This window comes from Erythrobacter sp. JB2-19, assembly GCF_057365005.1.
Map to the genome: position 1 here is coordinate 2440146 of NZ_CP200290.1, position 12799 is coordinate 2452944.

Genomic DNA, 12799 nt, shown 5'->3' on the forward strand with positions numbered 1-12799 from the left:
AACGGAGTGCGCGGGGTTAGACCACGCCGGTTCTTGTTTTTTGGGAGTAAGATTAGGTGACGCAGCGTCGGTCAATTTTTATCACTGGTGGTGCTTCGGGCATTGGCCGCGCAGTCGCAATCTACTTCGCCGAAAGAGGCTGGTTCGTCGGCGTGGCTGATGTTGACACAGCGGGCTTGGAAGACACGCTGGGCCTGCTTGAGGGTGGCTTCAAATACATGCACCAGCTCGACGTGCGTGACCGCGCCGCTTGGGACGAGGCGCTCGAAGCCTTTTCAACGGCAGCTGGCGGGCGCATCGATGTGGTGTTCAACAATGCGGGGATCGGGCATGGCGGGCCGATTGTGGATCAGCCAAGCGAAGAAGTCGTGGCTCTGCTAGACGTCAATTTGAAGGGCGTGATATACGGTGCGCAGGCAGCGCATAGCCATCTAAAGAAAACCGCGCCCGGCTCTGTTCTGGTCAACACGGCCAGTCTGGCCGGAATCATCGGCGCACCCAATCTGTCTGTCTATTGCGGCACAAAGTGGGCGGTGCGCGGCCTGACGCAAAGCCTGGATGCTGAATGGGCAAAGGATGGGATCAAAGTGTCCGCACTATGCCCTGGGTTTATCGACACGCCCATCATCGAACAAACCGCCGCAGATTCGAACCAATCTGTGAAAGAGGACCTGCTCGACGCAGGTGTCGAAGTATCACCCGTCAGCACAGTACCCAAAGTAGTGTGGGACGCAGTTCACGGTGACAAATTGGATTACACCGTTGGCAAGATGGCAAAACGCCTGCTGCTTCTCCAACGGTTCCTGCCCGGCCGCGTGCGCAAGGAAATGCGCAGCCAAGGTATTGGGACCGATATGGGTTAACGCCTAGGCAAGCTCAGCAATAGCCTTTGCCATGGCTGCATCGCGCATGGACAAGCCTCCGCTTTCCCCGGCATCATGCGTGGTCAAGGTGATCTCTACCTTGTTGTAGACATTGAACCATTCAGGGTGGTGATCCTGGCTTTCTGCGATCAAAGCCACACGGTTCATGAAGCCCCAGGCCTGAGAGAAATCGGCAAATTCAAACTTGCGGAAAATCGCCTTGCCGCCGCGCGCTTCATTCCATTCTGGGAAAGCCGCGAGCAGCTCCGCTCGTTCGGCATCGGTCAGTTCAGGCACACGGCTCATATCGGTTCCGATCGGGCAATTGTTGTATAGCGTGTTGTTTGCAAGTCAGCTTTTGCCTAACGCCATGCAATCATGCAAGCGCGCCTTACCGTATCTGACCTTGCCTGCCGCCGCGGCGATCGCGTGCTGTGCAAGGGGCTAAACCTGACTTTAGAGACCGGCAGCGCGTGCCATGTCACCGGCGCAAATGGCATTGGGAAGACAACGTTTTTACGCAATTGCGCAGGATTACTCACCCCGTTTGCAGGCTCGGTGGCAACCGAGGGTGCGGTCGGTCTGCTCGATGAACGTATGGGCCTTGATCCCGATCTCGCTCTGGGACGAGCTCTCGCGTTCTGGCAAAAGATTGATGGCTGCGCCGATGTGGACGCGGCGGCAGAGGCGATGGACCTTGGCAATCTGCTCGATATTCCAGTGCGCTATTTGTCGACCGGCCAGCGTAAGCGCGCGGGGCTAGCGCGGCTGATCGCACAAGCCGCAACGATCTGGCTGCTTGATGAGCCGCTAAGCGGGCTGGACGCCCGCGCTATTGAGCAAGTGACCGCACTGATTGCGACGCATTGCGAGGACGGCGGGATTGCTTTGGTCGCCTCGCATCAAACGCTCGACATTGCGGGCCTAACAACCCTGGAATTGGCCGACTATGTGCCCCGCGCAGCAGCGGAGCCAGCCGCATGATCACCGCGCTCCTCAAACGCGATCTGGCGCGGTTCTTCCCCTTCACAGGAAGCGGGGCGGCCCTGCCCGTTATCTTCTTCCTGGCGGTGGCGATGCTGTACCCATTTGCGGTCGGGCCGGATGCGCCTCTGCTCGCTCGCACCGGCGGCGGCGTCGTGTGGATCGCGGCATTGCTGGCTGCGATCCTGCCGCTCGACAGCCTGGTGGCGCGCGACATTGAACTCGGCGTGTTTGATCAATTGAAGCTGCGCGGGGTCACCGAGGAAGTCAGCATGGCGGTTCGCCTGACGGCGCATTGGCTCAGCTTTGGCCCGCCGCTGATTTTGGCCGCTTTTCCTGCTGCCGCCCTGCTCAATCTGGATGGAGAGACCCTGCACATTCTGTTGCTCGGATTGCTGGCAGGCACGCCCGGCCTCGCCGCAATTGGCCTGATGATTGCATCGCTCACGGCCAGCCTGCGCGCGGGCGCAGCTTTGTCAGGACTGTTGCTGATCCCGCTGGCGCTACCGATCCTGATTTTTGGCGCAGGCGCACTGGCCCGCATGGATGTGGCGAGCCTTGGATTTGTTGCAGCGATCAGCCTTATCTTGGTGGCTTTGGCCCCCTTTGCCGCAGGCGCGGCAATACGGGCCGCTCGGGAAAGCTAACCTGCCAGGCCTACTTCGGGATTGCGCCCCAAACCGCCTCTAGCCGTTTGTCGCGCCCGCAACCGTTCCGGTAGTAGCCATAACGAACGGGGTTCTTGCTATAGTAATCCTGGTGGTCTTCCTCAGCCCGATAAAAGTCGGCGCGGTCCACAATGTCGGTTACGATTTCCTGTTGAAAGACGCTTTCCCAGCGATCTTTAGAAGCTTCTGCCAGTTCCGCTTCCTCATCATTTCCAGGGAAAATCGCCGCAAGATAGCTGGTGCCCTTGTCACAGAATTGCCCGCGCGGATCGAACGGATCAACATTGCGCCAGAACACCGAAAGCAGGTCTTCGTATTTCAGCTTTGTCTTATCATAGGTGACAAGGATGGCCTCGTAATGGCCTGTCTCAGCATAGGTTACCTGTTTGTAGGTCGGGTTCTCTGTCCGACCTCCGGTGTATCCAGAGACCACGTCGACGACGCCATCAACCTTTTCAAAATCGGCCTCTGCGCACCAGAAACATCCCATGGCGAACACAGCAGTAGCCTGATTTTCCGGCAGATTGTCGGAGGAGATCAGAGTGCTCCCCGCGGCGCTATCACTTTGACGGTTCGCTTGCGGAGAAGAACAAGCGGCCAGCCCCATCAGGCCGGCTGCTGCGGCGAGCGTCATGGCGATTTTTGGCAATTTGATCATAACGAAATTCTGGCCCCTAGATTATGGACGATAAAATACGATGCAAAGCGTATCGCCTGCATCACCACGTCAGCACGATATTCGCGCGGCGCACCAAATAAGTTACGGGATCGCTCAACAAGCAAGCTGACGCAAGCAATCGCAAATCAATACGGCGGTTTGTCTTTACCTGTTGGGCTGAGCGTAAATATCTCAGTGCCCTCTTCAGTCACAGCGAGCGAATGCTCGAACTGTGCGGATAGGCTCTTGTCGCGGGTCACCGCAGTCCAGCCATCACCCAGCACTTTTGCCCATGGCTTGCCTAAGTTGATCATCGGTTCAATGGTGAAGAACATGCCCGGTTTCAGCTCCGGCCCCGTGCCAGCTTTCGCCGCGTGCACAACCTCCGGCGCATCGTGGAACAGACGGCCCAAACCGTGTCCGCAAAATTCACGCACCACGCCGTAACGGAACTGCTTGGCATGCGCCTCAATCGCGGCGCCAATATCACCCAGACGCGCGCCCGGTCTGCCCGCCGCTTCGATCCCCAGCATCAGGCATTCATGTGTCACATCGACCAACCGTTTGGCCTTCAGCGATGGCTCGCCAGCAAAGAACATGCGCGAAGTGTCGCCGTGCCAGCCATCAAGCAACGGGGTAACATCGACGTTGACGATATCACCTTCTTTGAAGACTTTTTCCGACGGAATCCCGTGGCAGATCACATGGTTGATCGAGATACAGCAGCTATGCGTATATCCCCGATAGCCCAATGTCGCGGGCACTGATCCAGCATCCAGCATCATCTCGCGCACAGCGGTATCGACGCTCTCGGTCGTGACGCCGGGTTGCACCAGATTGGCGACCTCATCAAGGATCCGCGCGGCCAGTTGCCCGGCCTTGCGCATCCCGTCAAAGCCATCTGGCCCGTGCAGTTTAATGGTGCCGTCGCGGTAGACGGTCTGATCGCCTTCAATAAGCTGATATTCGGTCATTGGTGCTATGTAGCGACAATGCGCGTGATTTGCGAGAGGCGGCCTACTTGACCGAAAAGCTCGCGCGATATTCAGACTTTACTGCGTCTAAAACCGCCTGTGTGACTGGCACAGTCACCTCGTAAGCCCCCTCAACATATGGCCCGGCGACATAAGGCGCGGCGAGCAATCCCAACCGGTCAAAGCTCTTGCCGTTAGACGACCCTACCAGCAGAGTAAGATCATCCACCTTGGGGCAATCACTAAAGATTCCGGCGTCGACATCGCCGCCCCTACGCTCGGTCTGCTCGATTTTGAGTCCGCTGCAATAGCTATCGCGCACCGCATCATTGAGCGCTGTGGTCGAGGTAAACATCGCGCGCGGATCAAGCACGGCCTTGGCCTCACGGTCCCATACGAGACTGTCGAACCAGTAATTGCCGTGTGCACCGCCCGTGTAGGCATATTGATTGGCCGATAGAGAGAGGAAACGGGGCAAATCTGCCACGACCTTCCAGGTGCGGCCATAAGAATTGGTCTTGCACGAAGCGCCGCAGCTTTCAGGCGCGTCAGCCAGCATTTCGGCCCAATCCTGTTTCTGCTCTTCCAGCGCAGTTGCGCGTTCGCTTTGCAGGTGCTGGGTCAGCTCCGGGATCGCACTGACCTGAGCCGGCCAGCTATACTCGAAGTCGCGGCTGCCGCCGCCAGAATTTTCATCTTCGGTGAAGTTGACCGCCTTGAAACCGGTGGCGGTGCGGCGCTCCAGATCCTCTTGCGCGTTACCATTATCGCCCACTTTGGACGGGGTCGGAGGGGTCGGTGTGTTTTGAGCAACGCCGACGTCCTCGGCGACCTCCTCGAGGGAAGAGCACGCCGTTAGCGCGCCCACGGTCAGAACCGCCATACAAACCGTCATTGCCCTGCCCATGATCATCCACCCTTTCGCTTGCACAATTCGCGCGTGACAAGTCGTCACTCAAAGCTAATGACGTAAGTATGAATGATACCAAAGAATTGATCCAGCCTGACCGCGGGCAAGACGCCATCTCCATCCATCTGGTGACCCAGGATGGATATGAGGAGTGGGTGAAATCTCTGAGCACTGGACAGCGCTCCTCACTCTCCGCGCAGAAATTCACCGGCGCCGCCGGCCAAACCGGCATTGTGCCAGATGGCGACGCCTGGTTTGCGGTTGGCGGCGTGGTCAATACAGACGCGCTTTCAAGCTATTGCCTGGCTGGATTGGCCGGAAAATTGCCAGAGGGCACATACCGATTGGAAAACGCCGAAGCGGGCGCGGCGATGTTTGGCTGGCTAACCGCGCATTACCGCTTCACCCGCTACCGCGAAGATGAAAACGCGGTGGGTCCGCGCGTGCTCCTGACCAAGCAGGCCGCAGCGATTGAGCCATTGCTGGCGGAAGCAGAGGCGGAAATGCTGGTCCGCGATCTTATCAACACACCGGCGGAGGACATGGGGCCAGCCGCACTGGAGGCAGAGTTTGAAAAGCTCGCTAAGGCCTATGGCGGCACTCTGAATGTGACCAAGGGCGACGGGTTGGAGCAAGGTTATCCCATGGTGCACGCCGTTGGCCGCGCCGCCGCGCGCCATCACGCGCCGCGCATGCTGCACCTCAATTGGCAGGCGAAGGGCGGCAGCGATAAGTATCCCGTGTTGGCGATTGTCGGCAAAGGCGTCTGCTTCGATTCGGGTGGACTCGATATTAAACCGGCCGCCGGGATGCGGCTGATGAAGAAAGACATGGGCGGCGCAGCCCATGCGATCGCGCTTGCTGGCCTCGTCATGCGAGCCGGACTGAAGGTGCAACTGCATCTGTTCGTGCCAGCGGTTGAAAATGCCATCTCTGGCCCCGCGTTTCGCCCCGGCGATGTGCTGAACAGTCGCAAGGGGCACAAGGTTGAGATCCACAACACTGATGCGGAAGGTCGCCTGATTTTAGGCGATGCTCTGACTCGTGCGAGTGAGGAAGAGCCCGAGCTGATCATTGATTTTGCCACACTGACCGGCGCGGCCCGCATTGCTCTGGGCCCCGATTTTCCAGCACTGATGACGCGCCGTGACGAGACCGCCGCTGAGTTGATTGCGGCGGGTAAAGCCAATGATGATGAACCATGGCGTTTGCCGCTGCCGGAGGGGTATTTCGACTATCTCAAATCTGACATTGCCGATTTCACCAATGCGCAGAGCAACCCCTATGCGGGCGCGAGCGTCGCGGGATTGTTCCTCGACAAGTTCGTAGGCGAAGGCATTGAATGGGCGCATTTCGACACCTTCGGCTGGCGCCCCTTCCCTAAGCCTGGGCGTAGCAAAGGCGGCGCGGCATACGGCCTGCGTGCGAGCTGGCATACACTGAAAGCGCGCTATGGCGGCGAGTGAACGCCGGGTGACCTGGTGATCGCTTTCCACCACTAGTCAGCGGCTAACTTGCTCGAAAGGCTTTGGCCGTATAAGCGCGCCGAACCCCAGCGATACGCGCTGGGTCGTGACAGGGGACCAGGCTCAGATGAGCAAGGCTGAAAAATACGAAGTGCCATCAGGCGTGCTCGGTTTGAGCGGCCCGATCGCGCGTCCTCAGCCCGGCACTCTACCGCTGCGCGGTGACCTTGCCCATATCGCGCTTGCGGGCACGCATCTGGCGGCGCATTACGTTATTCCTGAGATCCGCGAAGTCGCCGCGAAGGGCGCGGCCATGCTGCTCCAACCGCAAGATGATGCAGAGCTCGTCACGGCGCTGGATTCAGGCAGCGCGATCGAATTGCTCGATATAGCCGGCGACTGGGCCTGGGCCACGATCGGACCGGATGGGCCAAGCGGATATGTCAAAGCCGATAGCTTAAGCAGCGTTGCCTAGCGCGCGTCAGCGGCTAAACAGCGCAGCATGACAACACGCATTTTCATCGATGGGGCCGCCGGGACAACTGGGTTGGAAATCCGCGAGCGTCTGGCGACGCGGAGCGAATTTGAGCTACTGGTGCTGGACAATGACCTCCGCAAGGACGAGGCCGCGCGCAAAGAGGCTTTGCACGAAGCCGATGTCGCGATCCTTTGTCTGCCCGACGATGCAGCGCGCGATGCGGTGGCCCTCGCCGCCGGATCAAACACGCGGATCATCGATGCCTCCAGCGCGCACCGGGTGGCCGATGGTTGGACCTATGGCTTTCCAGAGATCATCGGGCACGACAAAATTGCCGAGGCGCAATTTGTTAGCAACCCTGGCTGCTATCCGACCGGCTTCTTGGCGTTAGTTGCGCCGCTGGTTCGTGCGGGGCTGCTGCCAGCCGGTTGGCCCTACACCGTCAACGCGGTGAGCGGATATTCTGGTGGCGGAAATGCCCTGATCAAACGGATTGAGGACGAACCTGATCTCGCCTTTCGCAGCTATGGCCTAGACATGGCTCATAAGCACCGGCCCGAGATGAAGCTGCATGCAGGACTAGCCCATGGCGTGATTTTCGCGCCAGCAGTTGTGCGCGCCTATCGCGGTATGCTGGTCGAAGTGCCGCTTCACCTGGGCGCGATTGATAGCAAGCTAACGCCAGACCACCTGCGCGAGGCTCTGGCTGAAAATTACCGCCAGTCATCAATCGTTACCGTCGCCGCATCCGAGCCGCTGACCGAACTGAACGTGCGTGAAGGCGAACCAGCAAGCGATCTCGATGACGCTCTATGTCTGCGGCAATGAGGGTGGTTATCACGCACGCCTGATCGCGCGGTTGGACAACCTTGGCAAAGGCGCCAGCGGCGCAGCGGTTCAAAACCTCAACATCATGTGCGGCCTGCCGGAAACCACAGGCCTTCGCCTGCCCGGTTGAGTCCCTCGCGGCTAAGCAATTTCCCTAAGCTTCTGCCTAATTTTTAGGCAATCAGAGTCTGTGCTTTGGGCAGGCCTATCCCTACGAAGCCGGGTGAGACATGATCTTGCGCCGCACCCAATTCAAACGAATGGCCCTTGCGCAGCAGGCCAGATCATCTAACCCAATCCATCACAGAGATTGGCACGATTCTTGGATCGCGCGTGTGACAGTATAAGGCGGCCATAACCGCCTGACAGGGGAGAGCGATCAGGCCGTGAAAAAAGTCGAAGCAATCATCAAGCCATTCAAACTCGACGAAGTGAAGGAGGCGCTGCATGAAATCGGCGTGTCCGGTATCACGGTTACCGAGGCGCGCGGCTTTGGCCGGCAAAAAGGCCATACAGAGCTCTATCGCGGCGCCGAATATGTCGTCGATTTCCTACCCAAGGTAAAACTCGAAGTCGTCATCAGCGATGATCTGGCTGAACGTGTGGTGGAGGCTATCGCTGCCGCCGCGCAAACCGGCCGCATTGGTGATGGCAAGATCTTCGTCTCGCCGATTGAGACCGCCCTGCGCATCCGCACGGGCGAGACAAACGAAGACGCGATTTAAATTTCAACCACCTCTCTGCTCGCAAAAATGCGGGCGCAAACACCAGATAAGCTGGAGAATTACAGACTATGGCAAGTGCAAAAGACATCGTAAAACAGATCGAGGAACATGACATTGAATGGGTGGACCTACGTTTCACCGACCCTAAGGGCAAATGGCAGCACCTCACCATGTGCGGCAGTGTTATGGACGAAGACGCGCTTGACGATGGCCTGATGTTCGATGGTTCGTCCATCGAAGGTTGGAAAGCGATCAACGAATCCGACATGATCCTGAAGCCTGATCTGGGCACCGCTTATGTCGATCCGTTCAGCGCGACCCCGACACTGATCCTGTTCTGCGATATTGTTGAGCCATCTGATGGCCAGCTGTACGCCCGCGACCCGCGCTCCACCGCGAAGCGCGCAGAGGCCTATCTCAAATCAACCGGCATTGGTGACACCATCTATGTCGGGCCAGAGCCTGAGTTCTTCATGTTTGACGATGTCCGCTTTGAAGACGGCTATGCCGGATCAGGCTTTGCAATCGACGATATTGAACTGCCAACCAACACCGGCAAGGAATATGAAGGCGGCAATATGGGCCACCGTCCGCGCGCAAAGGGCGGCTATTTCCCAGTTGCTCCGGTCGACAGCGCCAGCGACATTCGCGGCGAAATGGTCGCCACGATGATGGAAATGGGCCTGCCCATGGACAAGCATCACCACGAAGTTGCCGCCGCTCAGCATGAGCTTGGCATTACCTTCGGCAATCTCGTCCAAACCGCCGACCGCGTGCAGATCTATAAGTATGTCGTGCAGCAAGTCGCCCATGCCTATGGCAAGACGGCAACCTTTATGCCTAAGCCGATCAAGGACGATAACGGCAGCGGCATGCACACCCACATGTCGATTTGGAAAGACGGCGTGAACACCTTCGCTGGCAATGAATATGCCGGTCTGTCGGAAACCTGCCTCTATTACATTGGCGGCGTCATCAAGCACGCGAAGGCTGTCAACGCCTTCACCAACGCCACCACCAACAGCTACAAGCGTCTGGTCCCAGGCTTTGAAGCGCCGGTTCTGCTCGCTTACTCAGCGCGCAACCGCTCTGCCTCTTGCCGCATTCCATACGGCGCTGGCGAGAAAGCCAAGCGGGTTGAGTTCCGTTTCCCGGATGCGCTGGCGAACCCATATCTCGCCTCTGCGGCGCTGATGATGGCGGGTCTCGACGGGATCGAGAACAAGATCCACCCGGGCGAAGCCATGGACAAGAATCTCTATGATCTGCCGCCAGCTGAGCTTGCTGACGTGCCAACCGTTTGCGGCTCCTTGCGCGAGGCGCTTGAGGCTTTGGAAGCGGATCACGAATTCCTGCTGAAGGGCGATGTGTTCTCGAAAGATCAGATCGACGCCTATGCTGAGCTGAAGTGGGAAGAGGTGTCGCGCCTTGAAACCACGCCGGCGCCGGTCGAGTTTGACATGTATTACAGCAGCTAATCCAGCGCTGACGCACACATTAAGGGGGCGCTAAGAGCAATCTTGGCGCCCCTTTTGTTTGGCGCCTCACGCGCGCTGAGATTACGCCGCAATACGCAGCAGGTTTCGCCCACTTTGCTTGGCTTCATAAAGGGCGCGGTCGGCCTTCTGCACTGCCTTTTCAACGCCCTCGATCTCGTCGACCGCTGCCAACCCCGCGCTCATTGTTACCTGCTCTAAACCAGCGATATCCCATGCCTCCGCCGCGACCTCAACACGCAGTCGTTCGACAATGTCATGCGCGGCCGCACCGTCCTCACCGGGCAGGACTACGAGAAACTCTTCCCCGCCGATCCGCCCAACGCAATCGCCAAGGCGCAATTGTTCAGAAACGATTTGCGCAACACGCTTCAGCACTTTGTCGCCTGCATGATGCCCATGATGATCGTTGACCGCCTTAAAGTGGTCAATATCGATAATTGCAATGGTCATAGGCGTGCCGCTGGCCTTGGCAACGCGGGCCGCTGCGCGCAGTTCGCCAAAGACCTTGCGCCGATTGGCGATCCCGGTGAGTTCATCCGTTTCGGATAAGCGCAGCGCTGTTTTCGCTTCGCGCAGCGCATCACGCCGGGCCACTCGCAAGGCTTCGAGCGTTTCGGTTTGCTCAGTTATATCCTGAAACGTTCCAAACAGCCCTCGGAATGCGCCGGATGCATCATATCTCGGGCGGCCAATGCTGGAGACATAGCGGATGACGCCATCCGGTCTGACAATCCGAGCCTCATAGGCGAAGGGCACCAGGTCTTCCATCGCGGCCAGCAACAACGAGCGAACCCTGTCTCTATCTTCCGGATGATAACGGTTGAGCGAGCCTGCTTCTCCAAGTGGCATCGCCCCGACCAATTGTGGATCGCCTGGATCAATCCCATGAATATGGAACACCTCTTCTGACCAGATCAGTGTCGAATTGTCCGGCTCCAGTGCCCAGTGCCCCACTCGCGCCGTTTTCTCAGCCAGTTCGAGCAATTCGGTCGACTGGACGTAGCGATCAATCAGCTTCGCCTTTTCTGCCATCAGGGCCGACAGAGGCCAGACAGAACACAGCAGGCTAAGCAAATAGAATTGTAGGAACAACGTATCCCATTGCAGCGCGAATTCGCCGATCACTGGGGCTGAAAAATCGGTCTCCAATGTGGCAATCACCGCGATAAGGCTGATACTGATCGCGGCCCCGCGCGAGCCATAGGTATAGGTCGCGGCGGCAATTGCGATCACTGGCAGGAACAGAAACTGCCCCTCGCCAAGGGCCAGTGCAGCCCAACAAACGATCCCGACGAAGCCGGTGAAAAGTACAAACCGAAGCACCGATCCGCACGAGACCTGCTTGAGTTTAAGTGGAAACTCATTCGCTGCTGCCACGATCAAAGGCGTCACGATCAGCATCCCTAGGCACACCGTCGTGAACCACACTACGAAGAAGGGCAGCGTCAATTCGCCAGCCAGTAAGGCCGCAATGGCCGCGCTCGCTGCGCTGCCAACGACGGCCGCACCGAAAAATGTCGCGAGCCAGCGTTGATCATCCAAAGTTCGCGGAACGCCAGAGGTGCGAATGACCAGCTGGCTGATCAAGAGCCCTTCGACCACATTGGCGGTAGTAAACGCGAGCGCCGTTCCAAGGGATGCACCATAAAGCACATTGGCAGCGATGCTGGCAGCGGCCACTGCAATAGCCATCGCAGCGATCTGATTTCGCCGAGCGAGGAGCAAAGCTGAAACGAAAACACCGCTGGCAGGCCAAACGGTGGCAACCCCGCTGACCCCCAATGCAATTTCAAAGGAGAAGCAGGCCGCCAGAAAATAGGCAGTTCCCACTATGCATCCGATTGCCCAGTTTTTTACCGGTGCGTCAATTTTGGAAGAGTTCCCGTTCATCCAGCGGGGCCTGCGCCACAAATGTTAAGATAGAGCTTTGCAATTGTAACTGGATGTAAAATTTGCATCGGTCGCTGCGCAAACTTTCCATTTTCCTACTTGCCTACAATCTGCCTAATAGGTTCGCCTCTGTTCCCATTAGGAGGCGACCGCCGTGCCAGATCTCACCCAAAAGTCTCGCAAGCCCTTATTCGACACCATCCGCGCGATGCTGGGCCGGGGCTTTCGCAAATCCGAAGTCGTCGCGCTTGATCGCGCAATTGATTGCGCCACCGGGGATAAGACGGCCTGCATGCCTGAGCGCAGCCATGTGTCCGTGCCGATTATTAAATCCGCGCGTTCTGGCATGCGAATTGGAGAGCAAGGCATTGCCATAATCAAACGGTTTGAAGGCTGCGCGCGGCTGCGCACTGATGGCTTGATAGAGGCCTATCCCGACCCCGGCACGGGCAGCGAGCCCTGGACCATCGGTTGGGGCGCAACCGGGCGCGGGCTTGGCGCGGATGACCGGATTGGTCCCGGCACCGTCTGGACTCAGGCAGAATGTGACGCGCGTCTGGAGGAAGACCTTGCGCTATATGCCGCCGACGTCGCGCACGCTCTCGGCGATGCCCGCACCAGCCAGGCTCAATTCGATGCCATGGTGAGCTTTCACTACAACACTGGTGCGATTGCCCGAGCCACCCTGACGCGCAAGCACAAGGCGGGCGATTTCGACGGGGCGATGCGAGAATTTGCCCGCTGGAACAAGGCTGGCGGGCGGGTGCTTAAAGGGCTGACGCGGCGCCGGGCTGCGGAGGCCAAGTTATATGCGTCTTGAGTGTTGCTGCGTCTGTTTTGGACTAGGCCGGAACCC

At 58.4% G+C, this 12799-nt stretch carries 13 protein-coding genes and 1 pseudogene; 9 read left to right on the forward strand and 5 right to left on the reverse strand.

Features of this window, described 5'->3' with window-relative positions; all coding sequences use genetic code 11:
* The first annotated feature begins 56 nt into the window (after window positions 1–56).
* Window positions 57–863, forward strand: coding sequence for an SDR family oxidoreductase (locus AC0V6O_RS11800; RefSeq protein WP_486144219.1), 807 nt, complete (start codon window positions 57–59; stop codon window positions 861–863).
* A gap of 3 nt (window positions 864–866) precedes the next feature.
* On the opposite strand, the gene AC0V6O_RS11805 is transcribed toward AC0V6O_RS11800, so the two are convergent.
* On the reverse strand, window positions 867–1169 hold the full coding sequence (locus AC0V6O_RS11805) for a 4a-hydroxytetrahydrobiopterin dehydratase (protein ID WP_486144221.1): 303 nt from the start codon (window positions 1167–1169) through the stop codon (window positions 867–869).
* A gap of 72 nt (window positions 1170–1241) precedes the next feature.
* Here AC0V6O_RS11805 and ccmA point away from each other — a divergent pair, with 72 nt between their 5' ends.
* Window positions 1242–1847, forward strand: coding sequence for a heme ABC exporter ATP-binding protein CcmA (ccmA, locus tag AC0V6O_RS11810; RefSeq protein ID WP_486144223.1), 606 nt, complete (start codon window positions 1242–1244; stop codon window positions 1845–1847).
* Window positions 1844–2494, forward strand: coding sequence for a heme exporter protein CcmB (locus tag AC0V6O_RS11815; RefSeq protein WP_486144225.1), 651 nt, complete (start codon window positions 1844–1846; stop codon window positions 2492–2494). Before ccmA ends, AC0V6O_RS11815 begins: the two co-directional genes overlap by 4 nt.
* Window positions 2495–2504: 10 nt before the next feature.
* On the opposite strand, the gene msrA is transcribed toward AC0V6O_RS11815, so the two are convergent.
* The 3 genes from msrA to AC0V6O_RS11830 form a co-directional block, all read right to left on the reverse strand.
* Window positions 2505–3149 (reverse strand): peptide-methionine (S)-S-oxide reductase MsrA, encoded by a 645-nt coding sequence (gene msrA / locus AC0V6O_RS11820; RefSeq protein ID WP_486144227.1) that lies wholly within the window; start codon window positions 3147–3149, stop codon window positions 2505–2507.
* Between the two features lie 170 nt (window positions 3150–3319).
* Window positions 3320–4147, reverse strand: a complete 828-nt coding sequence (gene map, locus AC0V6O_RS11825) for a type I methionyl aminopeptidase (RefSeq protein WP_472639461.1) — start codon at window positions 4145–4147, stop codon at window positions 3320–3322.
* Between the two features lie 43 nt (window positions 4148–4190).
* Window positions 4191–5042 (reverse strand): PdaC/SigV domain-containing protein, encoded by an 852-nt coding sequence (locus AC0V6O_RS11830; RefSeq protein WP_486144230.1) that lies wholly within the window; start codon window positions 5040–5042, stop codon window positions 4191–4193.
* Between the two features lie 80 nt (window positions 5043–5122).
* Between AC0V6O_RS11830 and AC0V6O_RS11835 the strand changes: the two genes are divergently transcribed.
* The 5 genes and pseudogenes from AC0V6O_RS11835 (at window position 5123) to glnA (ending at window position 10032) form a co-directional block, all read left to right on the forward strand.
* Window positions 5123–6523, forward strand: a complete 1401-nt coding sequence (locus tag AC0V6O_RS11835; protein WP_486144232.1) for a leucyl aminopeptidase family protein — start codon at window positions 5123–5125, stop codon at window positions 6521–6523.
* Between the two features lie 127 nt (window positions 6524–6650).
* Window positions 6651–6998, forward strand: a complete 348-nt coding sequence (locus AC0V6O_RS11840; protein ID WP_486144234.1) for a hypothetical protein — start codon at window positions 6651–6653, stop codon at window positions 6996–6998.
* 27 nt (window positions 6999–7025) lie between these two features.
* Window positions 7026–7959: pseudogene (gene argC / locus AC0V6O_RS11845) on the forward strand (N-acetyl-gamma-glutamyl-phosphate reductase).
* A 256-nt stretch (window positions 7960–8215) separates the two neighbouring features.
* A complete protein-coding gene (locus AC0V6O_RS11850; protein ID WP_486144236.1) occupies window positions 8216–8554 on the forward strand; it encodes a P-II family nitrogen regulator in 339 nt (112 codons plus the stop codon).
* A 68-nt stretch (window positions 8555–8622) separates the two neighbouring features.
* Window positions 8623–10032: a type I glutamate--ammonia ligase gene (gene glnA / locus AC0V6O_RS11855; protein WP_472644462.1), complete on the forward strand. Its 1410-nt coding sequence runs from the start codon at window positions 8623–8625 to the stop codon at window positions 10030–10032.
* A gap of 81 nt (window positions 10033–10113) precedes the next feature.
* Here glnA and AC0V6O_RS11860 read toward each other — a convergent pair whose 3' ends face one another.
* Window positions 10114–11883 (reverse strand): sensor domain-containing diguanylate cyclase, encoded by a 1770-nt coding sequence (locus tag AC0V6O_RS11860; protein ID WP_486144239.1) that lies wholly within the window; start codon window positions 11881–11883, stop codon window positions 10114–10116.
* Between the two features lie 214 nt (window positions 11884–12097).
* On the opposite strand from AC0V6O_RS11860, the gene AC0V6O_RS11865 reads away from it, so the two are divergent.
* The gene (locus AC0V6O_RS11865) at window positions 12098–12763 is read left to right on the forward strand and encodes a lysozyme (RefSeq protein ID WP_472639467.1); all 666 of its coding nucleotides are present in this window, start codon (window positions 12098–12100) and stop codon (window positions 12761–12763) included.
* Window positions 12764–12799: the final 36 nt, after the last annotated feature.

Bases quoted from the DNA above. Each gene is read 5' to 3' on its own strand.
- AC0V6O_RS11830 (WP_486144230.1), bottom strand. From the start codon at position 5,042: ATGACGGTTTGTATGGCGGTTCTGACCGTGGGCGCGCTAACGGCGTGC.
- AC0V6O_RS11805 (WP_486144221.1), bottom strand. From the start codon at position 1,169: ATGAGCCGTGTGCCTGAACTGACCGATGCCGAACGAGCGGAGCTGCTC.
- ccmA (WP_486144223.1), top strand. From the start codon at position 1,242: ATGCAAGCGCGCCTTACCGTATCTGACCTTGCCTGCCGCCGCGGCGAT.
- map (WP_472639461.1), bottom strand. From the start codon at position 4,147: ATGACCGAATATCAGCTTATTGAAGGCGATCAGACCGTCTACCGCGAC.
- AC0V6O_RS11840 (WP_486144234.1), top strand. From the start codon at position 6,651: ATGAGCAAGGCTGAAAAATACGAAGTGCCATCAGGCGTGCTCGGTTTG.
- AC0V6O_RS11835 (WP_486144232.1), top strand. From the start codon at position 5,123: ATGAATGATACCAAAGAATTGATCCAGCCTGACCGCGGGCAAGACGCC.
- AC0V6O_RS11815 (WP_486144225.1), top strand. From the start codon at position 1,844: ATGATCACCGCGCTCCTCAAACGCGATCTGGCGCGGTTCTTCCCCTTC.
- msrA (WP_486144227.1), bottom strand. From the start codon at position 3,149: ATGACGCTCGCCGCAGCAGCCGGCCTGATGGGGCTGGCCGCTTGTTCT.
- glnA (WP_472644462.1), top strand. From the start codon at position 8,623: ATGGCAAGTGCAAAAGACATCGTAAAACAGATCGAGGAACATGACATT.